We start from the raw sequence: 24,283 nt of genomic DNA on the forward strand, positions 1-24,283 counted from the left end.
TCCAAAAAAGAGTTTTAAATGTTGTTGTGTTCGCAAAACGGGGAGCCCCGGGCGCGTAAAAACGTCCCGGAGCAGGCGGCTTAGATTTTTTCGATTTCCACCAGATTTGTATGTTGAGGATTCCCTTTTGCCAGGGGGGAAGGACGCAGCGTCGTGAGCGTATTGATGCAGGCGCCGTGGTCAATTTTATCGCCAGCCATATCCGCATTATGCCATGCGCCCTGACCCATCGCGCTGACGCCGGGCAGAATACGCGGCGTGACTTTGGCGGGTAGACGCACCTCTCCACGATCGTTAAAGACGCGAACCTTATCGCCATTCGCGATACCGCGTTTTTGCGCATCGAGCGGATTTATCCACACCTCCTGGCGACAGGCGGCCTGCAGAACATCAATATTGCCGTAGCTTGAATGGGTACGGGATTTATAGTGAAAGCCAAACAGCTGTAGCGGGAAGGTGCTCCGTTTCGGATCGTCCCATCCTTCAAAAGTAGGGGTATAAATCGGCAGTGGGCTTATCACGTCGCCTTCCGCCAGCTCCCAGGTACTGGCGATGTGAGCGAGTTTGCTTGAGTAGATTTCGATTTTACCGGACGGCGTTTTTAACGGATTGGCCTGCGGATCTTCACGAAATTTTTTATAGGCGACAAAATGGCCGTTGGGATCTTTGCGTTTATAGATGCCCATTTTTTTCAGCTCGTCATACGCGGGCAATGCCGGATCTCTTGCCTGCATTTTGGCGTACAGATATTGCAGCCATTGCGCCTGGGTACGGCCTTCGGTAAACCGCTGATACACATCGTCGCCGAGGCGTCTGGCGATTTCGCTGAGTACCCAGTAGATGGGCTTGCGCTCGAACTTAGGCGTCGTCGCCGGTTGGATAAAAATCAGATATCCCATATTGCCGGCGTAATCATTGGGGATGATATCTTCCTGTTCGACGGTCATGAGATCCGGCAGTAAAATATCGGCGTACTTCGCGGAAGAGGTCATAAAGTTGTCGATGACCACAATCATTTCGCATTTCGCTTCATCCTGAAGAATTTCATGGGTTTTATTAATATCCGAATGCTGATTAATCAGGGTGTTGCCAGCGTAGTTCCATAGAAATTTGATCGGAACATCCAGCTTATCTTTGCCGCGTACGCCGTCGCGCAGGGCGGTCATTTCCGGGCCGCGCGCAATGGCGTCCGTCCAGCTAAAGCAGGAGATGGCGGTTTTAACGGGATTCTCCAGGACCGGCAGACGTTCAATGGTAATGGTGTAAGTGGATTCGCGTGCGCCGCTATTACCGCCATGAATGCCGACGTTGCCGGTCAGAATCGGTAACATGGCGATGGCGCGAGCGGTTTGTTCGCCGTTCGCCTGACGCTGCGGCCCCCAACCCTGACAGATGTAGGCCGGCTTGACGCTGCCTATCTCGCGCGCCAGTTTGATAATCCGATCGGCGGGGATGCCGGTAATGTGTGACGCCCACTGCGGCGTTTTGGCGATACCGTCCTCGCCCTGGCCCAAAATATAAGCCTTATAATGGCCATTGGGGGGCGCGTCAGCCGGAAGGGTCTTTTCATCGTAGCCGATGCAATAGTTGTCGAGAAAAGGCTGGTCAACGAGATTTTCGTTAATCAATACCCAGGCAATCCCTGCCACCAGCGCGGCGTCGGTGCCGGGGCGAATCGGTATCCACTCGTCTTCACGTCCGGCAGCGGTATCGGTATAGCGCGGATCTATCACGATCATGCGCGCATTTGAGCGTTCACGCGCTTGCTCCAGAAACCAGGTAATGCCGCCGCCGCTCATGCGTGTTTCAGCCGGATTATTGCCGAACATGACCACCAGTTTACTGTTTTCGATATCAGACGTGCTATTGCCGTCGTTGGAGCCATAGGTGTAGGGCATGGCGCAAGAAATTTGCGCGGTACTGTATGAGCCGTATTGATTCAACGAACCGCCGTAGCAGTTCATCAAACGCTTCACCGGCGAGGCGGCAGGCGACGAGCGGGTTATGTTGCCGCCTACGATGCCGGATGAATAGTGGATATAAACGGCTTCATTGCCGTAGGTCTCTACGGTCTTTTTCAGGCTGGCGCTAATGGTGTCCAGTGCTTCCTGCCAGCTAATGCGTTCAAATTTGCCTTCGCCGCGGCGGCCAACGCGTTTCATGGGATAGTTAAGGCGATCCGGATGGTTAATGCGCCGACGGATTGAACGGCCCCGCAGACAGGCGCGAACCTGATGATTGCCGTAGACATCGTCGCCAGTATTATCAGTTTCAACCCACCAGACTTCATTATCTTTTACATGCAGACGCAGGGCGCAGCGACTGCCGCAGTTGACCGAACAGGCGCCCCAGACGATTTTATCTTCTTCGTTGCGCATGGCCTGCTGCGCCGCCGCGGCCGCGGTACGCATCCCAAACGGTAAAGATACGCCTCCGGCAGCCAGCGCCAGTGAGCCAAGCGCCGCTGATTTCACTAACGTCCTGCGGCTAACGCCTGTTTGTTGCTTTTCTCCGGGCATCACTCACTCCATTGTCGTTATTATTTCGCTATATATTGATAACTATAACGAAATTATTAACATGCTAATGATGTAATGAGTTTACCCCTTTGGGAGTAAGGATTATTAATCCATGTCAAAGAGCGTTACCCTCCGGACCCGGAGGGCAGGAGGAGGTTATTGCGGTTCGGCGGATGAACCGTCCTGAGCGGGAGAGGTATTGGCAGGCGCATTGCCGCTGTTGGTGCGGGTATAAAGAATTTTATGCGTGTCGTTCGCGCAATGGCCCACCACCTGTGAGTCGGGCTGATCGGCCTGGTCGTTAGGAACGATAGTGAGCGTAAAATTATCCGCCGGCACGCCGTTATTGATGATACGTTGTTCAATATCGCTTTTTACTCTCTCGCACGATCCCGGTGCCGCCATCACCAGCGAGGGGGCGCTAACTAACGCCAGAGCGGCTATTGCAGTTGCGATTTTCATCATGAACTCCTGTGATTAATGACGATGTTCTAAGCTTAGCATTTTTCGTGTAAATAACTGTATTTGCTAATATGATGATAAATATCTTTTCATCCTGGTGACACGCGTGAAGAAACCCCTTTTACTGACGTTATTGTGCATGATACTGGCAGGTTGTGATAACCCGAAATCCCTTGAGTCTTTTACGCCGGAAATGGCCAGTTTTTCGAACGAATTTGATTTTGATCCATTACGTGGTCCGGTAAAGGATTTCAGCCAGACATTGATGAGTGAGAATGGCGAAGTGGCGAAGCAGGTCACCGGTACGCTTTCACAGGAAGGCTGTTTTGATACGCTTGAGTTACACGATCTGGAGAATAATACGGGGCTGGCGCTCGTGCTGGATGCCAATTATTACCGGGATGCTCAGACGCTGGAAAAAAAGGTGCAGTTACAGGGGAAGTGCCAGCTGGCGGCGTTGCCTTCGGCGGGCGTGACCTGGGAAACGGACGACAACGGTTTTGTGGTATCGGCGACGGGCAAAGAGATGAAAGTCGAGTACCGCTATGATAGCGAAGGTTATCCGCTAGGTAAGACAACCATAAACTCGCAGAATACGCTCTCTGTGACGGCAAAACCCTCCGCGGACCCGCGTAAAAAGCTGGACTATACGGCAGTCAGCCGGGTGGATGATCGACAGGTTGGCAATGTCACACAGAGCTGCGAATATGATGCGTACGCGAACCCTGTTGACTGCCGGCTTGTTATCGTCGATGAGAGCGTTAAGCCGGCAGTGTCCCACCATTACACCATTAAAAATCGTATCGATTACTACTAAACCGGGCGCGGTGCGACTCTCCGTGACTACTGCGCCACGTTTACTGCGCGGTGGGTTTCAGGAGCGTAGAACCGGACGTTTTATGTTCATCCAGATACTGCTGCTGGAAGATACACATGCGGATGGTGTTACGGTATTCGCCGTTAATGAAGAACTCATGAATCAGCTCGCCTTCTACTCTAAACCCGAGTTTACGGTAGATGTGAATCGCTTTTTCATTCTCTTTATCGACGATCAAATACAATTTATAGAGATTGAGTACGGTAAATCCGTAATCCATCGCCAGTTTGGCCGCGCGTGACGCCAGGCCTTTTCCCTGGTACTCCGGCGAAATAATAATCTGAAATTCCGCCCGCCGATGCACATGGTTAATTTCCACCAGTTCTACCAGCCCAGCGTTTTCACCATCGCATTCGACGACAAAGCGCCGTTCGCTTTGGTCGTGGATGTGTTTGTCGTAGAGATCCGACAGTTCGACAAAAGCCTCATACGGCTCTTCAAACCAGTAACGCATAACGCTGGCATTATTATCAAGCTGGTGGACAAATCGTAAATCTTCACGCTCAAGCGGGCGCAGTCTGACCTTGTAGTCACTTGTCATACTGTATCCTTACACTTCCTTTTAGTTATCCTGCATTAGGGCGTAATAACGCGACCTGTACGACGATCCAGACACCGCAGCGTATTGGGCTCCCAATAGGCGTTGATGTTGGCGCTTTGCTCGCATTTATCGCGGTTATCAAAGGCGGCATCGGCTTTGTCCCACTCTTTTTCTGCGCGGGTATTCACTTTCTGACGCAGACTGCGAGTGTCGTTCCATTGTTCCTTTTCCATCGCCGCTTCCTGACGACTTTGTGCGCTATCTCCCGATTCAATCACCAGTTTACTGGTTTCAGCGAATGCGGAAGTAGTATATACAACGGCCGCCAACGTAAGCATTGCCGTCAGGCACAGGCGTTTGCTCAGCGTATTGTTCATCACAACATCCTTTCATTAGAGGGGAAAAAGCGGTAAACCACCTGTAAATTCTACACCAATCCTTATGCCTGGCATATACACAAGAATGGCCGGATAACCGTAACGATATTCTGTTGTATTATCACTTATCATTTCGTAACCAAATGAATCTCATGCTAAAGACGACTCTGCTTTTCTTTGTCACCGCCCTCTGTGAAATCATTGGATGTTTTCTTCCCTGGCTATGGCTTAAGCGCGGCGCCAGCGTGTGGTGGCTTCTGCCCGCCGCCGCGTCACTTGCGTTATTCGTCTGGCTTTTGACCTTGCATCCGGCGGCGAGTGGGCGGGTTTATGCGGCTTACGGTGGGGTATATGTCTGTACTGCGCTCCTGTGGTTACGTGTTGTCGATGGCGTCCGGCTCACGGTTTATGACTGGTGCGGCGCGCTGATCGCGCTGTGTGGAATGCTGATTATCGTCGTCGGATGGGGACGTACGTAACATTGCCGCGCGACCAGAACATTTTGTGATCTGGCAGCGCTTTTTACATTAATATACTTGTATGGTAGTAGCTCAGTTGGGTAAATTTCCTGCATCCCATAATGCGATGTAAGGAATAAAAATGAAGATTGTAGGGGCTGAAGTTTTTGTTACGTGTCCAGGGCGTAACTTCGTCACCTTAAAGATAACCACGGAAGACGGGATCACCGGTCTGGGGGATGCCACCCTGAACGGACGCGAGCTCCCGGTGGCCTCGTACCTTACCGATCACCTGTGCCCACAGCTTATCGGGCGGGATGCTCGCCGCATTGAAGATATCTGGCAGTTCTTCTACAAAGGCGCGTACTGGCGCCGTGGCCCTGTCACCATGTCCGCCATTTCCGCGGTTGATATGGCGCTATGGGATATTAAAGCCAAAGCCGCCAATATGCCGTTGTATCAGTTACTCGGCGGCGCTTCGCGTGAAGGCGTCATGGTGTATTGCCATACCACAGGCCACACCATCGACGATGTGCTGGAAGACTACGCGCGTCATAAAGAGCAAGGGTTCAAAGCAATCCGCGTGCAGTGCGGCGTTCCGGGGATGAAAACCACCTACGGCATGGCGAAAGGCAAGGGGCTGGCCTATGAGCCCGCGACAAAAGGCCAGTGGCCGGAAGAACAATTGTGGTCAACGGAAAGGTATCTCGATTTTACGCCAAAGCTGTTTGACGCCGTGCGTAATACGTTCGGTTTTAATGAACATCTTCTGCACGATATGCATCACCGGTTGACGCCTATTGAGGCTGCCCGCTTTGGCAAATGTATTGAAGACTATCGTTTGTTCTGGATGGAAGACCCGACGCCGGCTGAAAATCAGGCGTGCTTCCGCCTCATCCGCCAGCATACGGTCACGCCGATTGCGGTAGGCGAAGTCTTTAACAGTATCTGGGATTGCAAACAGCTCATTGAAGAGCAATTGATTGACTATATCCGCACCACGCTTACCCATGCCGGTGGTATTACCGGGATGCGCCGCATTGCCGATTTTGCCTCGCTCTACCAGGTGCGTACCGGTTCGCATGGGCCGTCCGATCTGTCGCCGGTTTGTATGGCCGCGGCATTACATTTCGACCTGTGGGTGCCTAACTTTGGCGTGCAGGAGTTTATGGGCTACTCCGAACAGATGCTGGAGGTTTTCCCGCATAACTGGACGTTCGAGGGCGGCTATATGCATCCGGGCGACAAGCCAGGACTGGGCATTGAGTTTGATGAAAAACTGGCGGCGAAATATCCGTACGATCCAGCCTATTTGCCGGTGGCCCGCCTGGAAGACGGCACACTGTGGAACTGGTAAGGAGCGAAAAATGAAAAGCATCGTAATCGAAAAACCGAATACATTAACTATCGAAACGCGCGCGCTTCCTCAGCCTGCGCCGGGTGAAGTTCGTATTAAAGTGAAACTGGCGGGTATCTGCGGTTCCGACAGTCATATTTATCGGGGACATAATCCCTTTGCAAAATATCCCCGTGTCATAGGCCATGAATTTTTCGGTGTCATCGACGCGGTAGGCGACAACGTCAATCACGACCGGATAGGAGAACGGGTATCCGTCGATCCGGTGATCAGTTGCGGGCATTGTTACCCTTGTTCAGTCGGTAAACCCAATGTGTGTACCTCGCTGGTGGTGCTGGGCGTGCATCGTGACGGCGGTTTCAGCGAGTATGCGGTGGCGCCGGCCCGTAATGCTCATCGCATACCGGACAACATCGCAGATCATCATGCCGTCATGGTTGAGCCGTTTACCATTGCGGCAAATGTGACGGGGCAGGTGAATCCAACCGAGCAGGACGTGGCGCTTATCTATGGCGCAGGCCCGATGGGATTGACGACCGTACAGGCGCTGAAGGGGGTTTATCAGGTTAAAACGGTCATAGTCGTTGATCGCATTGAAGAGCGTTTAGCAATGGCGAAGCAGAGCGGCGCTGACTGGACCCTCAATAATGGTCAACATTCACTGGCGGAATTTCTACAGCAGAAGGCGCTAAAACCGACCTTGATTGTCGATGCCGCCTGTCATCCCGCTATCCTGCAAGAGGCGATTACCCTTGCATCGCCTGCGGCACGCATTGTCCTGATGGGATTTTCCAGCGACCCGTGTGAGATTGTACAGCAGGGTATTACCGGAAAAGAGCTGGCTATTTATTCATCGCGTCTTAATGCCAATAAATTCCCGGTCGTGATTGACTGGCTGAATAAAGGGCTTATTGATCCGGATAAGCTGATAACGCATACATTTGATTATCAACATGTCACCGACGCGATTGAGCTTTTCGAGAAAGACCAGCGTCAATGCTGCAAAGTCTTACTCACGTTTGCGAAATAATATAAATAATTGCGAGTAAGTGGTACGCATCTTACCTCTTAGAGATTGCCTATATGACACAAATAAAGCATGAACGATCGACTCAGGATTTAGTGCGCGCTGCCGTATCTGGCTGGTTAGGCACCGCGCTTGAATTTATGGATTTTCAGTTATATTCACTAGGCGCGGCTCTGGTCTTCCATGAGATATTTTTCCCGGAACAGTCTGCCGCGATGGCGCTTATTCTGGCAATGGGCACCTATGGTGCAGGTTATATAGCCAGAATTATCGGCGCCTTTGTTTTTGGTAAAATGGGCGACCGCATCGGACGAAAAAAAGTATTGTTTATTACCATCACCATGATGGGGATCTGCACCACGCTGATTGGCGTACTGCCGACGTATGCGCAAATCGGTATTTTTGCGCCAGTATTACTGGTGACATTGCGAATTATACAGGGGCTGGGCGCCGGGGCGGAAATTTCCGGCGCGGGTACCATGCTGGCCGAGTATGCGCCGAAAGGAAAGCGTGGCATCATTTCCTCGCTGGTCGCGATGGGCACCAACTGCGGTACGTTGAGCGCGACGGCGATCTGGGCGGTGATGTTCTTTGCGCTTGAACGCGAACAACTGATCGCCTGGGGATGGCGTATTCCTTTCCTGGCGAGCGTCGTTGTCATGATATTCGCGATCTGGCTGCGAATGAATCTGAAAGAAAGCCCGGTATTCGAAAAAGTAAGCGAAGGCGAAAAATCGCCAGCGTTAACGCCTGCGTCAGAAAATACATTGGGCGCGATGTTTACCAGCAAATCTTTCTGGCTGGCCACCGGTTTACGTTTTGGACAAGCTGGGAATTCGGGGCTTATTCAAACCTTCCTTGCCGGATATTTAGTTCAGACGTTATTATTTAACAAATCTATCCCAACCGATGCGTTAATGATAAGTTCCGTAATTGGTTTTATCACTATCCCACTATTAGGGTGGTTGTCCGATAAATACGGTCGTCGGCTGCCGTATATAATATTGAATATCTCCGCGATTATCCTCGCCTGGCCGATGCTGTCTATTGTGGTAGATAAAACGTATAGCCCTGGCGTTATTATGGCAGCGCTCATTGTTATTCATAACTTTGCCGTGCTGGGATTATTTGCGCTGGAAAACATTACCATGGCGGAAATTTTCGGATCGCGTAATCGCTTCACCCGGATGGCGATTTCAAAAGAGGCAGGGGGGCTGGTGGCGGTCGGTTTTGGCCCCGTCCTCGCAGGAATCTTTTGTAACATGACCGATTCCTGGCTGCCCATCTTAATTATGCTGGTGCTCTACTCGTGTATTGGTCTGATTTCTGCGCTGTTGATGCCGGAGGTCAGAGATCGCGACCTGAGTTTGCCTGAGGATGCGGCGGAAGCGACAGCGGCAGAGAAGTTACGCCACTCCGCAACCCAGACGAGTTAAATCGTGTCGACGGTATGGCCGGAACGCTAATGCGGTTTCGGCCATGCTGTCCGGTCACTTTTGTTTAATTAGCGTAAATCCAAATGCACCAGGGCAGGCGTTACTCTGCGACTGTTCCGCTTTCAGAATATAGAGGTTATAAAATGCAAAACAGGCTTTTATCGGCAAAGGCGACGCTTCCTGATTACGATCGTGCGGCGCTGGCGGCGCGGATGGTCCATCTCGGTTTTGGCGCGTTTCATCGCGCGCATCAGGGGGTTTATACAGATATTCTGGCTGCGGAGCAGCATAGCGACTGGGGCTATTATGAGGTTAACCTTATTGGCGGCGAACAGCAGATTGCCGATCTAAAGCAGCAGGATAACCTCTATACCGTGGCGGAGATGTCGGCGGAAGCCTGGACGGCGCGTGTGGTGGGCGTCGTCAAGGCGGCGTTGCATGTCCAGGTTGATGGTCTGGAACGTGTGCTGGCGGCGATGTGCGAACCGCAAATAGCGATTGTGTCTCTGACCATTACCGAGAAAGGGTATTGTCATTCGCCAGCCACGGGCCAACTTCTGCTGGAACATCCCATGATTGCCGCCGACCTGCAAAATCCGCATCAACCGCTAACGGCACCGGGTATTATTGTCGAAGCGTTAGCGCGTCGTAAAGCCGCAGGCTTACCGGCATTTACCGTGATGTCCTGCGATAACATGCCGGAAAATGGGCATGTGACGCGTCAGGTTGTGACGGCTTACGCCCGGGCGGTGGATGCGGAACTGGCGATATGGATCGAGCAAAACGTGACATTTCCGTCAACGATGGTTGACCGGATTGTCCCTGCGGTCACGCCGGAGACGCTGGATAAAATCGAACAACTGACCGGCGTGCGCGATCCGGCGGGTGTCGCCTGCGAACCGTTTCGTCAGTGGGTGATAGAAGATACGTTTGTGGCGGGTCGTCCGCAGTGGGAAAACGCGGGCGCGACGTTGGTCGCCGACGTGGTTCCGTTTGAAGAGATGAAACTGCGAATGCTTAACGGCAGTCATTCATTCCTGGCTTATCTGGGGTATCTTGCCGGCTATCAGCATATTAATGACTGCATGGCTGACGACAACTATCGTCTGACCGCGCAGGAGTTAATGTTACGCGAGCAGGCGCCCACGCTGAAAGTCCAGGGGGTAGATTTACAGCGGTATGCCGATCAGTTGATTGCGCGTTACTGTAATCCGGCGCTGCGTCATCGTACCTGGCAGATTGCGATGGATGGTAGCCAGAAACTTCCGCAGCGTATGCTGGACTCCGTTCGCTGGCATCTTGCTAATCATAGCGATTTTGATTTGCTGGCACTGGGCGTGGCGGGGTGGATGCGTTACGTTGGCGGCGTGGATGAACAGGGCAAGGCGATCGACATTAGCGATCCGCTATTGCCGGTTATTCAGCGCGCCGTGGCAAATAGTGAAGAAGGCGCAAGTCGTGTTAAGGCGCTGCTGGGAATGGCTGAAATTTTCGGCAACGATTTGCCGCAGGCGGCGCGGTTTACGCAAAAAGTGCAAGAAGCCTATGACAGTTTACTGACATATGGCGCGAAAGCGAGCGTGGCAAAATATGCCGAGCGGTTGAAGTAGCGCAACAGAGACCCGGTAGCATTATGCTACCGGGAAGGCCGGGGCGGTTCTTAGCGGCCAGTGGTATCAGTTCATGCCAAGACGAATCAGTTCGACCGGCGCGAATTTACCTTCACAACCTTCGACAATCACCGTTTTGCCGCGGCGAATTTGACCTGCATCCAGACCTTCGCTCTCAATGGCTTTAATAATCCCGGTATGACCCGTGCCGCTTATCATGACCCGGCTACCGGTAGTGATTGCGTTACGGTTACGATCGTATGTCATCATGGTGTTTTCTCCTTTCAAACTTACAGCCAAAGCCCGCAGGTTTCCCCGCATGACGGGCGACATATAAATACGCTTATCGTTGCGAATTTTTTTTGTTTTTGATCAAGCTCACGGCTTTTTAGGCGGGAATGTGCAGGGTGAGAAAGCGGAGAAGGCGTCTCACCCCGACGTTAAAGGGGGTTAGTCTTCGCTAAACCAGCCGCTGTTTTCCTGACGGATAAGCTGGACGGATTCGCTAATTTCCTGCAAATGCTGGGTCATTGCGCTCTCAACCGCATTGCCGTCACGATTTTCCAGCGCGGAGAAAATATCATGGTGCTGGCGCAACAACATCTCCGGCGGAGAAACATGATCCAGACTCATATAGCGAACCCGGTCGATTGTCGCTTTGATATTTTCAATGGTATCCCACGCTAACTGGCAATCGGCGATCTGCGCCAGCTTTTGGTGGAAATCGTCATCAAGCTGGAAAAAATCATCAATCTGTTTGCGCTCGATGGCAATATGTTGCAGGTGCAGGTTTTGCGCCAGTTGATAGCACTGGTTGTCGGTGATCATCGCCGCCGCACGGCGGACCACCGCGCATTCGATCGCCTGCCGAACAAAGCAGCCATTCTGTACCTGAGAAAGCGAAATCTTATTCACATAACTACCGCGCTGAGGGCGGATCTGAATCAACCCATTTTCCGCCAGCTTTATAAAAGCCTCGCGCACCGGTTGACGCGAAACGTTAAAACGGGTTGAGACCTCTTTTTCTGATAGCGGCGTGCCAGGCGGGATCAGACAATGCACGATATCACGCCGAAGAATACGGTAAATTTGCTGGTTGACAGGCTGTGTAGGGTTAAGCTGCGTTTCGACGGTCATTCATTCTTACTTTTTAGGCGGTTGACCCGGATACTCTACCACTTTTCCGTGGTGGTCTATACCGATCATGTTTCTGGTTGCAGATACGTTTGCCAGGGATTACCCGGCCCGCAGACCGGGTATAACCCCTTAGCTACGGTGGACGCTGAGCCCTGCGAAGGATTGGGTAACAGGCATCATTTCAACGGTATTAATATTCACATGCGCGGGGAGTGTGGCCACCCACCATACCGCTTCGGTAATGTCTTCTGGCGTGAGCGCGGTGGTATTTTCGTAGGTTTTACCCGCTTTCTCATCGTCGCCTTTGAAACGGACGCTGGAAAACTCGGTACCGCCAACCAGACCCGGTTCAATGTCGGTCACGCGAACCGCCGTGCCGTGTAAATCCGTGCGCAAATTCAGGCTAAACTGGCGCACAAAGGCTTTCGTCGCGCCATAGACGTTGCCACCAGCATAAGGCCAACTGCCGGCGGTTGAACCGATGTTAATGATATGACCGCGATTACGTTCGACCATTCCTGGCAGCACGGCGCGGGTCATATAAATTAAGCCTTTATTATTAGTATCGATCATAGTTTCCCAGTCTTCTACGCTGGCTTTATGCGCCGGTTCAAGACCCAGCGCCAGACCGGCGTTATTGACCAGCACATCAATATCGCGCCACTGCGCAGGCAGAGAGGCCATCATCTCTTCGATGGCCGCGCGGTTGCGCACGTCCAGTTGGGCGGTCAATACGTTCTCGCCAAGCTCATCTTTTAACGCTTGCAGGCGTTCATGACGACGTCCCGTGGCAATGACTTTATGTCCATTCTCAACAAAACGGCGTGCAATGCACTCGCCAAACCCTGCGGTTGCTCCAGTTACTAAAACGATCATCACACAGTTCCTCAACGCTTTTTGTGTTGTATTACCATAGCACGCGGCGTTTATGAAAGGGTAATCCTGGTTAACACGGTTGCGGTCAGCATAGGGGGAAGCTTACTCTTATGATCAACCTATTTTCAGGAGTGAAAAATGTCGACGAATCCTTTGTTAGACCAGAGTATGTTGCCTTATCAGGCACCGCGTTTTGATCGGATCAAAGATTGCCATTATCGTCCTGCTTTTGATGAGGGCGTGCGGCAAAAACGCGTGGAAATCGAGGCCATCGTCAATCATCCGGCGGCCCCTGATTTTACGAATACGCTTCTGGCGCTGGAGCAAAGCGGGGCGCTTCTGTCACGCGTCACCAGCGTTTTTTTCGCGATGACGGCCGCGCACACTAACGATGAACTCCAGCGGTTGGATGAGGCCTTTTCTGCCGAGCTGGCGGCGCTCTCCAACGATATTTATCTGAATAGCGCGTTATTCGCTCGCGTGGATGCCGTCTGGCAACAGCGTCACTCACTGGGGCTGGATGATGAGTCGCTACGGTTGGTCGATGTGATCCATCAGCGTTTTGTGTTGGCAGGCGCGCAGCTTGCCGAAGAGGATAAAGCGCGGCTGAAGGTATTGAATACTGAATCCGCGACCTTAATGAGCCAGTTTAATCAGCGTCTGCTGGCGGCAAGTAAAGCGGGCGGGCTGGCGGTAGATGACGCGCATTGCCTGGCAGGATTAAGCCCGGAAGAAATGACCGTCGCTGCTGAAGCGGCGCGTGAAAAAGGCCTGGAGGAGCGCTGGTTCATTCCGCTCCTTAATACGACGCAACAGCCTGCGCTTGCTACGCTGCGCGATCGCCAGACCCGCGAAAATTTATTCGCAGCGTCATGGACTCGGGCGGAAAAAGGAGATGCCCACGATACCCGCGCTATCGTTCAGCGTCTGGTAGAGATTCGTCGCTGTCAGGCAAAACTGCTGGGTTTCCCCAATTATGCCGCATGGAAAATGGCCGATCAGATGGCGAAAACGCCGCAAGCCGCACTGAGCTTTATGCGTGGCATTGTGCCGCCAGCGCGTCAGCGCGTACTCAATGAACAGGCGGAAATTCAGAACGTCATTGAGGGTGAGCAGGGCGGCTACACCGTTCAGGCCTGGGACTGGATGTTCTATGCCGAACAGGTACGGCGGGAAAAATATGCGTTAGATGAAGCGCAACTGAAGCCCTATTTTGCCTTAAATACGGTCTTGCAAGAGGGGGTTTTCTGGACCGCCAACCAGCTATTCGGCATCACCTTCGTCGAGCGTTTTGACATTCCGGTGTATCACCCTGATGTTCGGGTGTGGGAGATTTTCGATTCCGATGGTGTCGGCATGGCGTTATTTTATGGCGACTTCTTCGCGCGGGACTCGAAAAGCGGCGGCGCGTGGATGGGGAATTTTGTCGAGCAATCCACACTCAACGAAACCCGGCCCGTTATATACAATGTTTGTAACTATCAGAAACCGGTTGATGGGCAGCCTGCATTACTGCTTTGGGACGACGTTATTACGCTCTTCCATGAGTTTGGTCATACGCTACATGGTTTGTTTGCCGTCCAACGCTATGCCACGCTTTCAGGTACCAATACGCCCCGCGACTTTGTTGAGTTTCCCTCCCAGATTAATGAGCATTGGGCGAGCCATCCGCGTGTGTTCGAACGCTACGCGCGTCATGTCGACAGCGGTGAAAAAATGCCTGCTGATTTACAGGAAAGAATGCGCAAGGCGAGTTTATTTAATAAAGGTTACGATATGACTGAATTGCTCGGCGCCGCATTGCTGGATATGCGCTGGCATATGCTGGAGGAGAGCGTAGCAGAGCAGTCTGTCGCTGAGTTCGAGCAGCAGGCGCTGGCCGCCGAGCATCTTGATTTACCGGCAGTGCCGCCCCGCTATCGCAGCAGTTATTTTGCCCATATCTTCGGCGGCGGCTACGCAGCGGGATACTACGCCTACCTGTGGACGCAAATGTTAGCGGATGACGGTTATCAATGGTTTGTAGAGCAGGGCGGCCTGACGCGTGAAAACGGGCAGCGTTTTCGTGATGCTATCCTTTCCCGGGGGAATAGTACTGATTTAGAAACGCTTTATTCAGCCTGGCGTGGACATGAACCGCATATTGACCCCATGTTACAATATCGTGGGCTCGATCGCTAAGCTGATACGGTTGTTCGGCACTGTCGAACAACCGCCTGAAAATGAATCCTGCACTTCTGATGACAGCCAGTTAAATTTATGGGGTTAAATTGTCTGAATATAACAAGGGCGTGCATTCGGATTTTTCTACTTATTTTTCCGTGGTGGATTGATTGCCAAAGATTTATTACCGCTTCGCTGTTGATGTTTTCAAAAAATATATTTTCCGCCATGTATCGGCGTTATGTAAATAATGCAGAAATGAATTTGACACTGCGCACAGGGCGACTAGATTTAGAACTGTATCACATGATATGAGAAGACATATCATATTTAAAACGCAACATCATCATGAGGATTATATTATGGCAGAACATCGCGGCGGTTCCGGTAATTTTGCAGAAGATAAAGAGAAAGCCTCAGAAGCAGGTCGTAAAGGCGGTCAGCATAGCGGTGGGAACTTTAAAAACGACCCACAGCGTGCATCTGAAGCGGGTAAAAAAGGTGGCCAGAATAGCCACAGTGGCGGACGGAAATCCGGCAATTAATTTTACTCCTGATATTTCGTAAATATATTCTGAAATATTGCGCATACGATGCGGGCCATAGGCTCGCATTTTTTTATTCTGACCGGGAGTTATTCTGACCGGTCAGATGAAATTATTTTTTATGCTTTCTTCGTTAACAGAAAAAGCAATTCAGCGAGGGCGAAGCGTACGCATTTTTCCAATACTTCCTGACAATCTCCGTTGAAATGTTGTCGGCTTGTAAAAGTTGTATTGTTAATATTCCAGGCAAACCAAACGGTGCCCGCCGGCGTGCCATCTTCGCCGCCTTCCGGACCGCCATAGCCGCTGATCGCTATGCTGATATTGACCTCAGCCTGATCCTTAGCGCCCTGTGCCATTTCAGTAACGACCGCTTCGCTGACGGCGGTATGTTCGGCAAGACTGTGGCGTTGTACGCGTAAGATTTTTGCTTTGGCTTCATCAGTAAAGGTGACATAACCCACACCGTAAAATGAGGGCGTATCTTCTGCTGCGCACAATGCTGAAGCCAGTTTCCCGCCAGTGCAGGATTCTGCAGTGGTCAGACGGAGTTTCTGGTTAACCAGTAAATGACCAAGTTTTTTTGTCAGGCTATCGATGGTTTCGGCTTCATCAAGGGTGACAATATCGTGCTGTTCTAATCTCATCGTTTATTTTTCCGTTACAGAGACAAATGAAATATGTTCGTTCTTCTCAAGTATGGCATATTTATTTTATGACATTGTCAGTGAATGATTATTTTATCCAGTTACCAACAAACCCGCTGTTGCATAACTTGCTTACTTTTCTGCGGCGATGACTGTCATTGATTATGCGTAAGGCCATTATCCTCAAAAAATAAAGCCGATTATTCTGAATTGCTATCAAGACGTTGATGCATATGACTTCAGCGATGTGGCGAGTTAACTATTACGCCGTTACGCTTTCGTGCTCACCGGCGCTGATATCGGTTGCATATTAATCCGGATGGGTTGATTTTATTGCTTAATATCCTGCGGGTAAATTCATGTTTGTAAAAACTAAAAATAGCGGCCAGACTTAATACGTCAAATAGACGTTATTAAGGAGAGAGCATGAAACTACCGGTGGCTGCATTTTTAAGTTTGCTGATAATGCCTTACGCGCTAGCGGATGATCAAGGGGGATTAAAAAAAGACGTGGCGCCGCCGCCGCCTCATGCTATTGAGGATGGTTATCGCGGTACGGATGATGCAGAAAAAATGACCATCGAACAGGCAAAAACCCTGCATGATGGCGCGACCGTTTCGCTGCGCGGCAACCTTATTGATCATAAAGGCGACGATCGCTATGTATTTCGTGATAAATCCGGCGAGATTAACGTGATAATTCCTTCCGCCGTATTTGATGGGCGGGAAGTTCAGCCGGATCAAATGATCAACATTAACGGTAGTCTGGACAAGAAAGCGAAGGAACCGCTTGTTCGCGTGAACCGACTGCAAAAATAACGCGCGCTAACCGGCAATCTCCAGGTCAGCCATACGAGGCACGCGGCTGGCCTGATACCATGGGTCTTGTAAAAGCGCCTGGGGGACAAAAAGATCCCATAATGTCTTATTCAGGTCTGGTTGCGTATCGTTTAAGCTTCATTGATATTGACGGTGCTACAGTCGTTAGCGATCCGTTATCCTCGCAAGAATTTGCCCGGTAGCGTATAAGCAAAACACAAATCTATCCATGCAAGCATTTACCGCTGGTGAACCGGCGGTTTTTTTTTGCCTGCCATCCAGACAAAAGCGGCCCCTTGCGCAACGATGCAGCAAGGGGCCGGCTCTGCGAGGGATTATCTCCGTTCATTAATCATCCCATTTGTGACTGAACCAGGCGGCCAGAAATCCGGAAAATAAAATAATTCCTAATACAACGATAAAAAGGTTAATACTGCCTAACATCTCGTTTCTCCTTATTTTAGCGTGCATCCTCTTTTTTAAAAAACCTCGTACAGACTATAGTACTAATTTATACTTAAGCAAAGTCTGAATTGCGTATTTATTTTACTGGAAGGGTAAAGCATTAGAATATTTTCGTCAGCGCCCAGGAATATTCCTGAATTACCGCAGTGACAGCAGATAATTAGCCTGCAATATATAGGGTTAACCCGGTGCGCCAGAAACTGCGCACATCACTGGCTGCAGATAATTAACAGGTGATAGCCTGTTGCGTAGGGGTAATCCGCATTCCTTTTAACATCAGTGCCCAGGCGAACACAATGGCGATTATCAGGACAACGAAAAGCGACCAGGCGGGAAGTGTCGTCAGGATGACGCCGCTGGCCAGCGGGTTTACCGCCGCACCCAGCCAGCCCAGCGATTGCGCTGAAAAATAGCTGGCTTTCATCCCGGCAGGCGCAATGTTGTCAATTAACATATATTCGCCGGGGGCATAAATAATTTCGCCAATCGTGAATACTGCCGCTGAAAGCCCCCAAAAAAACAGATTGTCGCCTGAAAAAATAAATCCGATGAGCCCAGCGATAAAAAAGACGGTGCCGGTCGTCATCATTGGTCGAATATTGACGGCGGTAAGTCGACGGCCCACGGCGTATTGCAAACTGACCACAATAACCGCATTAACCGGCAGGACGACGGCTACCACTTTTTCCGCGAAGCCGCTATCGGCAACGACCATAACGTACTGTGAAATACAGGACGCAAAGGCGCCCCCCACAAAGGAGGCCAGAAATGCCGAAAGCGTAAACCACAATAATGCTTTGTCGCGCAGCAGAACGGAGGGAGACCAGATAGCGGCATTTTTCCCCTCGCTGGCGGCAACCGAACGTGTCACCCATACCTGAATAAAGACCAGCGGAAATGCGGAACAGATAGCGGCAAGCCAGAAGGGTAAATTGATGCTTTGCATCACCAGCAGCGTGCCGAGCGGCGGGCCAACCGTCCAGCCGATATTGAGTACGGTATAGTTGAGCGAAAAAATCCGTGTTTTTGTTGTCGCGGTGAGATTATCGGCGAACCAGGCCTTCAGGACGGTAGAAAAAACCGAATAGGCGCAGTTAATAAGCGCAAAAAGCAGGACAACCAGTACGACATTATGCACCATTGGGATGGCGATAAATCCGCAGGCGAAGGCGATAATCGCGAGTAACATGTAGCGCTTTTTATCAAACTTGTCCGCCAGAATCCCAAAGCCAAGACTAAAAATGACGCCAATCGTTAACGCGCTGGTCAGCGCGTAGCCAATCAGATCCACGCCTAAACCGTACTGACGGTTAAGATAGATGGTCATAAAGGGGAGCGTGGCGCCGCGTCCAATTGTCAATAACAGCGATGAGGCGAGTAGAGCCAACGTCGAACGTCTCAATCCTGGATTCATTTTTCCTGCCTGAAATGGAGGTTACGTATCGGGACGTTTTAATCTACCGTGCCCGCAAAAGCATGATGTCTATACGCTATAGCGTAGTCTTAACATACCATAACGCAGGATTTTGCCCATCGTGTGTTGTTCAATGCCATGCTCACGGTAAAAAGAAAAGTCCTGTTATGGCGCACTGATTTCCGATAACTTACCTTTTTACAAAATTTTAATAATGACAGGGGCCGATGATGTCGCGTAAAGACGGTTTTTTGGCGTTACTGGTGGTTGTCGTATGGGGGCTCAATTTTGTTGTCATCAAAGTAGGCCTGCACCATATGCCGCCATTATTGCTGGCAGGATTACGATTTTTACTGGTGGCGTTTCCGGCAATTTTCTTTGTCGCCCGGCCTAAAGTCCCGCTTACGCTGTTGCTGGGCTATGGGCTAACGATAAGCTTTGGGCAGTTCGCCTTTCTCTTTTGCGCGATAAAGTTTGGTATGCCCGCAGGACTGGCGTCGTTGGTATTACAGGCGCAGGCCTTTTTTACCATGGCATTGGGGGCGTTTGTTTTTAGCGAGCGGTTACAACGTAAGCAGTTGGCGGGGATCGCCCTGGCGATTATAGGTGTACTGGTATTGATTGAAGCCAGTCTCAACGGACAACATATAGCGATGTCGGGATTTATGCTGACTCTGGCGGCGGCATTTAGCTGGGCCTGCGGCAATATCTTTAATAAAAAAATTATGCAACATAGTCCGCGCCCGGCGGTGATGTCGCTGGTGGTCTGGAGCGCGCTGATCCCGATCCTGCCGTTCCTGCTGTCATCGCTGCTACTGGAGGGGGCGGATCACATTACGCAAAGCCTTATTACCATCGATATGACGACGATATTGTCGCTGCTTTATCTGGCTTTTGTCGCCACTATACTTGGCTACGGCATCTGGGGCACGTTACTGGGGCGCTATGAGACCTGGCGCGTGGCGCCGTTATCATTGCTGGTGCCGGTAGTCGGGCTGGCGAGCGCTGCGGTGTTACTCGGGGAAACGTTGACCGGGATGCAGCTTGCGGGCGCAGTACTGATTATGGCTGGACTCTATATCAATGTGTTTGGATTTCGTGTGCGCCGTACTGCGCGCGTCAGGGGATGAGGCATTATGTTACTAAGAAGACAAACGCTAATTTCAGACCATACCGCGAGGTGATAGCGGCGGACTTGTCATCGCCAGACGGTACTAAAAAAATGCCCCGCAAAACGGGGCAAAGAGGTTAAAGGTGTTGGTCGTTATAATAGGGCACGCCTAATTCATCTGACTTATCGCTGTTCACGCTCACGGGGTGAAGGTCATTTGGCGGATCGCCCACACAGGGCAGCAGCATCACATCGCGGCTATTTTGCGCCACAGGTAACAAAGTTTGTTCTGCAATGCCATATCCGGAGGCGATAAGTAACAGACCCGGCAGGGCGGGAAACAGCATTTTCATGGTGCTCTTCGCGTGGCGCATAAACAAACTAGTAGTTGCCATGGTTCAGCGGCAGCATATACCGTGATTCGCCATGCATATTGGTGATCCGGTATTTGTGTGGCGGCACATCAAAATAGTTTTTGAACGTCCGGGTCAATGTTTGCTGTGACTCAAAGCCATAGCGTTCCGCCAGATAGAGAATGGGCTCGTTGCTCTCTTTTAATTTTTGCGCGATTTCCGTCATTTTACGGCTGCGGATGTATTGGCCTAATGAATGACCGGTCTCTTTTTTAAACATCCGTTGCAAGTGCCATTTGGAATATCCTGAACGCTCAGACACTTTTTCCAGTGAGAGCGGCGACTCCAGGTTATCCTCGATCCAGTCCAAAATGCTATGAATAGTAATAGCGTCAGTGTTGCGTCTGGACATCGTCATACCTCTTTTTTGTCTACGGCAGAATTTTCTTGAGCAAATACTCAAGCGTTGCCACTTCGTCCGCCGTTAAGTTTTTTGTTAATTCCTGATGCAGGTCTTGCCCTGGTCGTTGATGACATTGCTCACAAATTGCCGCGCCGTCCGGCGTTAGCTTCACCAGTACGCCGCGTTTGTCATTAGGATTCGGCAGTCTTTCGATCCAGCCTTTGCACAGCAGGCGGTCGAGCATCCGCGTCAATGCGCCGAGATCGACAGACAGCACTTTTTTAAGTTCAACCGGGGTAATACATCCCGCGCAGCGTATCGAGCACAGCACTTTAAACTGTGTTGCGGTGATATCCAGCGGGGATAAATAGTTATTTAACAGGCGATCTTTTTTTTGATTTACCATGTAGATCAAGCGACCCAGCGGAATGATTTCATTGAACAGATCACTGGTGCTTTTCAAAATGGTTGCCCCGGCAAGTAATTAATTTCGTCAGATACTATTGCCCGGGCAAGTATAAGTCAACTAAATGAATTGACCGATGCCACGATTTGCTAAAAGGCGTCCGGAGTATTGTGTTGTGATAACTTGTAACTAATTGATAATTACAGGTTATATGTTGTAGAGGATATTAATTTGCACACTGGCGAAATGGCGCGCCTGGGCAATTTCACTTTATACTTCCGGTTCATGAAACGCTGATGGGTAAGAGATAGTATTATGATGGATTTGTTTAAAGCGATTGGATTGGGGCTGGTCGTACTGCTCCCGTTAGCCAATCCGCTAACCACCGTGGCGCTGTTTCTTGGCCTTGCGGGCAATATGAATAGTGCGGAACGCAACCGGCAGTCCTATATGGCTTCGGTTTATGTCTTCGCTATTATGATGGTGGCGTACTATGCCGGGCAGTTAGTCATGAACACCTTCGGTATTTCGATTCCAGGGCTACGGATCGCCGGGGGGTTAATCGTGGCGTTTATCGGCTTCAGAATGCTTTTCCCGCAGCAGAAGGCGCATGAGTCGCCGGAAGCGAAAAGCAAATCGGAGGAGCTGGCAGACGAACCGACGGCCAATATTGCGTTTGTTCCACTGGCTATGCCAAGCACCGCAGGACCGGGGACCATCGCAATGATCATCAGTTCCGCTTCCACGGTGCGTCATGGCGGCGAGTTTCCCGACTGGGTCATTATGGTCGCGCCGCCGATTATTTTTCTTGCCGTGGCGGTGATCCTGTGGGGATGCTTACGCAGTTCTGGCGCTATTATGCGGCTGGTGGGTAAAGGGGGGATTGAAGCGATCTCCCGCTTAATGGGATTCCTGCTGGTGTGTATGGGCGTGCAATTTATTATCAACGGCGTGTTGGAAATTATTAAAACGTACCACTAAGGCGCATTTTCGTCTGCCGGAAACCTGTTCCCGGCAGACGAATGTCTTAATGCGGTTGTTCTTCCAGCGTCACTGGCCATTTGCGGAATATGAGCACAGCCCATACCAGCGCGGCACAGGCAGGTATAGCGCCAATATAGCCGATGGCCGACATTGACCAGTGCAAACTCACCTGATTGCCTACCAGCGCGCCAGCGCCAATACCAATATTAAAGATGCCTGAAAATAGCGCCATTGCGACATCGGTCGCGTCCGGGGCCAGCGCCAGTACTTTCACCTGCATACCGAGCCCTATCACCATAATCGCGATGCCCCAGAAAATGCTCAGTATGGCCAGATGCGCTTCGCTATCCGCCGCAGGCAGCAGCAGAAGCAGACAGACAACCAGCAGGGCAATAGCGATACTGACGAGCGACGAGGCATGGCGATTACCCAGTTTACCAAACACGAGGCTGCCGATGATCCCGGCGCCGCCGAGGATCAGTAACAGGACGGTAGCAAAATTCGCACTGAGCCCGGCGACATTCTGAACGAACGGTTCAATATAGCTATAAGCGGTGTAATGCGCAGTCACCACAACGACGGTCAGTACATAGAGGCTCATCAGCGCCGGGCGTCGGAATAGCAAAGGTAAACTTTTTAGTGAGCCGGAATGCTCGCTCGGCAATTTCGGTAGAAGCTTAATCAGACATAGCAGCGTAATTAATGCGCCCATGCCGATGGCAAAAAAGGTGGTGCGCCAGCCAAAATACTGACCAACAACGCGACCTATCGGCAGCCCAAGCACCATGGCCAACGCGGTGCCGGTCGCTATCAGACTTAATGCCTGCGCGCGTTTCCCGGCAGGGGCCAGGCGGATCGCCAGCGAGGCGGTTATCGACCAGAAAATAGCGTGGGCGAAAGCGATACCAATACGGCTAATGACCAGCACGGTAAAGTTCCATGCCAGAAAGGAGAGCACGTGGCTGGCAATAAACAAAACAAACAGACAAATGAGTAGCTTACGGCGTTCCATTTGACTGGTAAGAAGCATAAAAGGCAGCGACATGACGGCAACTACCCAGGCGTAAATGGTTAGCATGATGCCGACCTGCGCGGTTTGCATATGAAAGCTTTCAGCAATGTCTGATAGCAAACCAACCGGCACAAATTCTGTGGTATTGAAAATAAAAGCGGCAATAGCAAGCGTAACTACCCGTAGCCACGCGACCTTGCGGGAAACTGGATTGATTGTCATAAAAATATTTCGGGTTAGTTGCGAGAAGGTGAGGCCGCGATCTTAAAACGTTTACTGGCGAAAAGACAATCATTTTGTGACCTGCTTCTCATTTACTTCGCAGGCCGTTTCGTCTTCAGTCGACGCTCGCCAGTTGGGCGTTAAGTAACTCGATAAAGGCCTCAAGCTGGCGCGTCATCGCCCCGCGCCGCCACATTAGCCATGTGTTAAGCCAGCGCCACTTCTCCGCCAACGGCCAGGCTTCCACCTGATGATGTCCTGGCATACTGTTGAGCATACTTGCTGGCATCAGCGCAATACCTGCGCCGGCAATTACGCACGCCAACATTCCATGATATGACTCCATTTCGTGAATCGTACCGGGGGTCGCGCCATCGGCATGAAACCAGCTTTCGAAATGCCGTCGGTAAGAACAGTTGGCGCGAAAAGCATAGATGTTATAACCATTCACCTCGCTGGCCCGCGAAACGACGGAATGGCCGTGTGGCGCGACGATCATCATCTCTTCCTGGTAAGCCGGTATACCTTCCAGCCCCGGATGCATTAGCGGGCCATCAATAAAGGCGGCGTTCAGCTTTCCCTCGAGCACGCCATCCAGCATGGCGCCGGAAGGACCGGTCGTTAACGCGAACTGAATTTTAGGGTAACGCTGGTTATAACCCGCCAGCAGCGCGGGGATACGTACGGCGGCAGTACTTTCTAACGCGCCGAGTGAAAACAGTCCTTGCGGTTCCTCTCCGGCAACCACCATGCGGGCTTCATCGACCAGCGCCAGGATCTGCTGGCTGTAACGTAAAAAGTTATGCCCGGCTGGTGACAGCCTGAGTCGCTGGTTTTCGCGAATAAACAGAGAGACGCCCAGGTCGGCTTCAAGCTGGCGGATACGCGTGGTCAGGTTGGACGGAACGCGGTGTACTTTTGCCGCCGCCTGCGTAATGCTGCCCGTCAGAGCGACAGCGTTAAACATTTCCAGTTGCGTCAGGTCCATGGTTTTCTCAATTCGTGAATAGTCTGGTTAATATTATTCATTTTTCAGAAACGGTAAAGGGCGTCATGATGGTA

General features: G+C 51.2%; 26 protein-coding genes. 11 read left to right on the forward strand and 15 right to left on the reverse strand.

From position 1 onward, the window contains the following. Positions 1–80: 80 nt before the first annotated feature. Both ynfE and ACLJRH_RS13025 read right to left on the reverse strand, forming a co-directional pair. Entirely contained in the window at positions 81–2,519 is a 2,439-nt protein-coding gene (gene ynfE / locus ACLJRH_RS13020) for a selenate/tellurate reductase subunit YnfE (protein ID WP_023223295.1), read from the reverse strand. Between the two features lie 156 nt (positions 2,520–2,675). After that, complete coding sequence (locus tag ACLJRH_RS13025; RefSeq protein WP_000975514.1) at positions 2,676–2,984, reverse strand: DUF1161 domain-containing protein; 309 nt, start codon at positions 2,982–2,984, stop codon at positions 2,676–2,678. A gap of 103 nt (positions 2,985–3,087) precedes the next feature. On the opposite strand from ACLJRH_RS13025, the gene ACLJRH_RS13030 reads away from it, so the two are divergent. After that, positions 3,088–3,798: a YnfC family lipoprotein gene (locus tag ACLJRH_RS13030; protein ID WP_000743122.1), complete on the forward strand. Its 711-nt coding sequence runs from the start codon at positions 3,088–3,090 to the stop codon at positions 3,796–3,798. A 40-nt stretch (positions 3,799–3,838) separates the two neighbouring features. Here ACLJRH_RS13030 and speG read toward each other — a convergent pair whose 3' ends face one another. Then, positions 3,839–4,399, reverse strand: a complete 561-nt coding sequence (gene speG / locus ACLJRH_RS13035) for a spermidine N1-acetyltransferase (protein ID WP_000199997.1) — start codon at positions 4,397–4,399, stop codon at positions 3,839–3,841. A gap of 35 nt (positions 4,400–4,434) precedes the next feature. Beyond that, positions 4,435–4,776: a DUF1283 family protein gene (locus tag ACLJRH_RS13040; RefSeq protein ID WP_001066440.1), complete on the reverse strand. Its 342-nt coding sequence runs from the start codon at positions 4,774–4,776 to the stop codon at positions 4,435–4,437. Positions 4,777–4,928: 152 nt separating this feature from the next. Here ACLJRH_RS13040 and ACLJRH_RS13045 point away from each other — a divergent pair, with 152 nt between their 5' ends. From ACLJRH_RS13045 to ACLJRH_RS13065, 5 genes are all read left to right on the forward strand, one after another. Further along, entirely contained in the window at positions 4,929–5,255 is a 327-nt protein-coding gene (locus ACLJRH_RS13045) for a YnfA family protein (RefSeq protein WP_000921389.1), read from the forward strand. 121 nt (positions 5,256–5,376) lie between these two features. After that, a complete protein-coding gene (rspA, locus tag ACLJRH_RS13050; protein ID WP_001644449.1) occupies positions 5,377–6,591 on the forward strand; it encodes a starvation-sensing protein RspA in 1,215 nt (404 codons plus the stop codon). 10 nt (positions 6,592–6,601) lie between these two features. Continuing rightward, on the forward strand, positions 6,602–7,621 hold the full coding sequence (locus ACLJRH_RS13055; RefSeq protein WP_000836487.1) for a Zn-dependent oxidoreductase: 1,020 nt from the start codon (positions 6,602–6,604) through the stop codon (positions 7,619–7,621). Between the two features lie 53 nt (positions 7,622–7,674). Next, positions 7,675–9,054 carry an MFS transporter gene (locus ACLJRH_RS13060; protein WP_000192118.1) on the forward strand — a complete coding sequence of 460 codons (1,380 nt, stop codon included), beginning with the start codon at positions 7,675–7,677 and terminating at the stop codon, positions 9,052–9,054. 143 nt (positions 9,055–9,197) lie between these two features. Next, positions 9,198–10,664: a mannitol dehydrogenase family protein gene (locus ACLJRH_RS13065; protein WP_023137052.1), complete on the forward strand. Its 1,467-nt coding sequence runs from the start codon at positions 9,198–9,200 to the stop codon at positions 10,662–10,664. A 66-nt stretch (positions 10,665–10,730) separates the two neighbouring features. On the opposite strand, the gene ydfZ is transcribed toward ACLJRH_RS13065, so the two are convergent. From ydfZ to ydfG, 3 genes are all read right to left on the reverse strand, one after another. Continuing rightward, positions 10,731–10,934, reverse strand: a complete 204-nt coding sequence (gene ydfZ, locus ACLJRH_RS13070) for a putative selenium delivery protein YdfZ (protein WP_000989267.1) — start codon at positions 10,932–10,934, stop codon at positions 10,731–10,733. A gap of 180 nt (positions 10,935–11,114) precedes the next feature. Next, the gene (locus tag ACLJRH_RS13075; protein WP_000215562.1) at positions 11,115–11,801 is read right to left on the reverse strand and encodes a GntR family transcriptional regulator; all 687 of its coding nucleotides are present in this window, start codon (positions 11,799–11,801) and stop codon (positions 11,115–11,117) included. A gap of 129 nt (positions 11,802–11,930) precedes the next feature. After that, positions 11,931–12,677, reverse strand: coding sequence for a bifunctional NADP-dependent 3-hydroxy acid dehydrogenase/3-hydroxypropionate dehydrogenase YdfG (ydfG, locus tag ACLJRH_RS13080; protein WP_000636564.1), 747 nt, complete (start codon positions 12,675–12,677; stop codon positions 11,931–11,933). Positions 12,678–12,815: 138 nt separating this feature from the next. Here ydfG and dcp point away from each other — a divergent pair, with 138 nt between their 5' ends. Beyond that, positions 12,816–14,858, forward strand: a complete 2,043-nt coding sequence (gene dcp / locus ACLJRH_RS13085) for a peptidyl-dipeptidase Dcp (protein WP_000106269.1) — start codon at positions 12,816–12,818, stop codon at positions 14,856–14,858. A 344-nt stretch (positions 14,859–15,202) separates the two neighbouring features. After that, positions 15,203–15,385, forward strand: coding sequence for a general stress protein (locus ACLJRH_RS13090; protein ID WP_000807642.1), 183 nt, complete (start codon positions 15,203–15,205; stop codon positions 15,383–15,385). Between the two features lie 119 nt (positions 15,386–15,504). Here ACLJRH_RS13090 and ACLJRH_RS13095 read toward each other — a convergent pair whose 3' ends face one another. Then, positions 15,505–16,032 (reverse strand): 2-oxo-tetronate isomerase, encoded by a 528-nt coding sequence (locus ACLJRH_RS13095; protein ID WP_001235359.1) that lies wholly within the window; start codon positions 16,030–16,032, stop codon positions 15,505–15,507. A gap of 426 nt (positions 16,033–16,458) precedes the next feature. Here ACLJRH_RS13095 and ACLJRH_RS13100 point away from each other — a divergent pair, with 426 nt between their 5' ends. Continuing rightward, entirely contained in the window at positions 16,459–16,851 is a 393-nt protein-coding gene (locus ACLJRH_RS13100) for a YdeI family stress tolerance OB fold protein (protein ID WP_000775494.1), read from the forward strand. A gap of 348 nt (positions 16,852–17,199) precedes the next feature. Here ACLJRH_RS13100 and mgtS read toward each other — a convergent pair whose 3' ends face one another. Further along, a complete protein-coding gene (mgtS, locus tag ACLJRH_RS13105; protein ID WP_000901531.1) occupies positions 17,200–17,295 on the reverse strand; it encodes a protein MgtS in 96 nt (31 codons plus the stop codon). Positions 17,296–17,542: 247 nt separating this feature from the next. After that, positions 17,543–18,730, reverse strand: a complete 1,188-nt coding sequence (gene ydeE, locus ACLJRH_RS13110; RefSeq protein WP_001068050.1) for an efflux MFS transporter YdeE — start codon at positions 18,728–18,730, stop codon at positions 17,543–17,545. Positions 18,731–18,957: 227 nt separating this feature from the next. Here ydeE and eamA point away from each other — a divergent pair, with 227 nt between their 5' ends. Continuing rightward, on the forward strand, positions 18,958–19,860 hold the full coding sequence (gene eamA, locus ACLJRH_RS13115; protein WP_000987753.1) for an O-acetylserine/cysteine exporter: 903 nt from the start codon (positions 18,958–18,960) through the stop codon (positions 19,858–19,860). 118 nt (positions 19,861–19,978) lie between these two features. Here the strand turns inward: eamA and marB are convergent, their stop codons facing one another. From marB to marR, 3 genes are read right to left on the reverse strand one after another with little or no spacing between them, the layout of a single operon-like run. Continuing rightward, positions 19,979–20,194: a multiple antibiotic resistance protein MarB gene (gene marB / locus ACLJRH_RS13120; protein ID WP_000783049.1), complete on the reverse strand. Its 216-nt coding sequence runs from the start codon at positions 20,192–20,194 to the stop codon at positions 19,979–19,981. Between the two features lie 28 nt (positions 20,195–20,222). Then, positions 20,223–20,606, reverse strand: a complete 384-nt coding sequence (marA, locus tag ACLJRH_RS13125) for an MDR efflux pump AcrAB transcriptional activator MarA (RefSeq protein ID WP_000091194.1) — start codon at positions 20,604–20,606, stop codon at positions 20,223–20,225. A gap of 19 nt (positions 20,607–20,625) precedes the next feature. Continuing rightward, positions 20,626–21,060 carry a multiple antibiotic resistance transcriptional regulator MarR gene (gene marR / locus ACLJRH_RS13130; RefSeq protein ID WP_000843434.1) on the reverse strand — a complete coding sequence of 145 codons (435 nt, stop codon included), beginning with the start codon at positions 21,058–21,060 and terminating at the stop codon, positions 20,626–20,628. Between the two features lie 258 nt (positions 21,061–21,318). On the opposite strand from marR, the gene ACLJRH_RS13135 reads away from it, so the two are divergent. Beyond that, positions 21,319–21,984, forward strand: a complete 666-nt coding sequence (locus ACLJRH_RS13135; protein WP_000968968.1) for a MarC family NAAT transporter — start codon at positions 21,319–21,321, stop codon at positions 21,982–21,984. A 46-nt stretch (positions 21,985–22,030) separates the two neighbouring features. Here the strand turns inward: ACLJRH_RS13135 and ACLJRH_RS13140 are convergent, their stop codons facing one another. Beyond that, positions 22,031–23,221, reverse strand: coding sequence for a sugar transporter (locus tag ACLJRH_RS13140; protein WP_000154617.1), 1,191 nt, complete (start codon positions 23,219–23,221; stop codon positions 22,031–22,033). Positions 23,222–23,336: 115 nt separating this feature from the next. Further along, positions 23,337–24,209, reverse strand: a complete 873-nt coding sequence (ptrR, locus tag ACLJRH_RS13145) for a putrescine utilization regulator PtrR (protein ID WP_000366539.1) — start codon at positions 24,207–24,209, stop codon at positions 23,337–23,339. Positions 24,210–24,283: the final 74 nt, after the last annotated feature.

Source organism: Salmonella sp. SAL04162, assembly GCF_046551535.1.
Classification (GTDB): Bacteria; Pseudomonadota; Gammaproteobacteria; order Enterobacterales; family Enterobacteriaceae; genus Salmonella; species Salmonella enterica.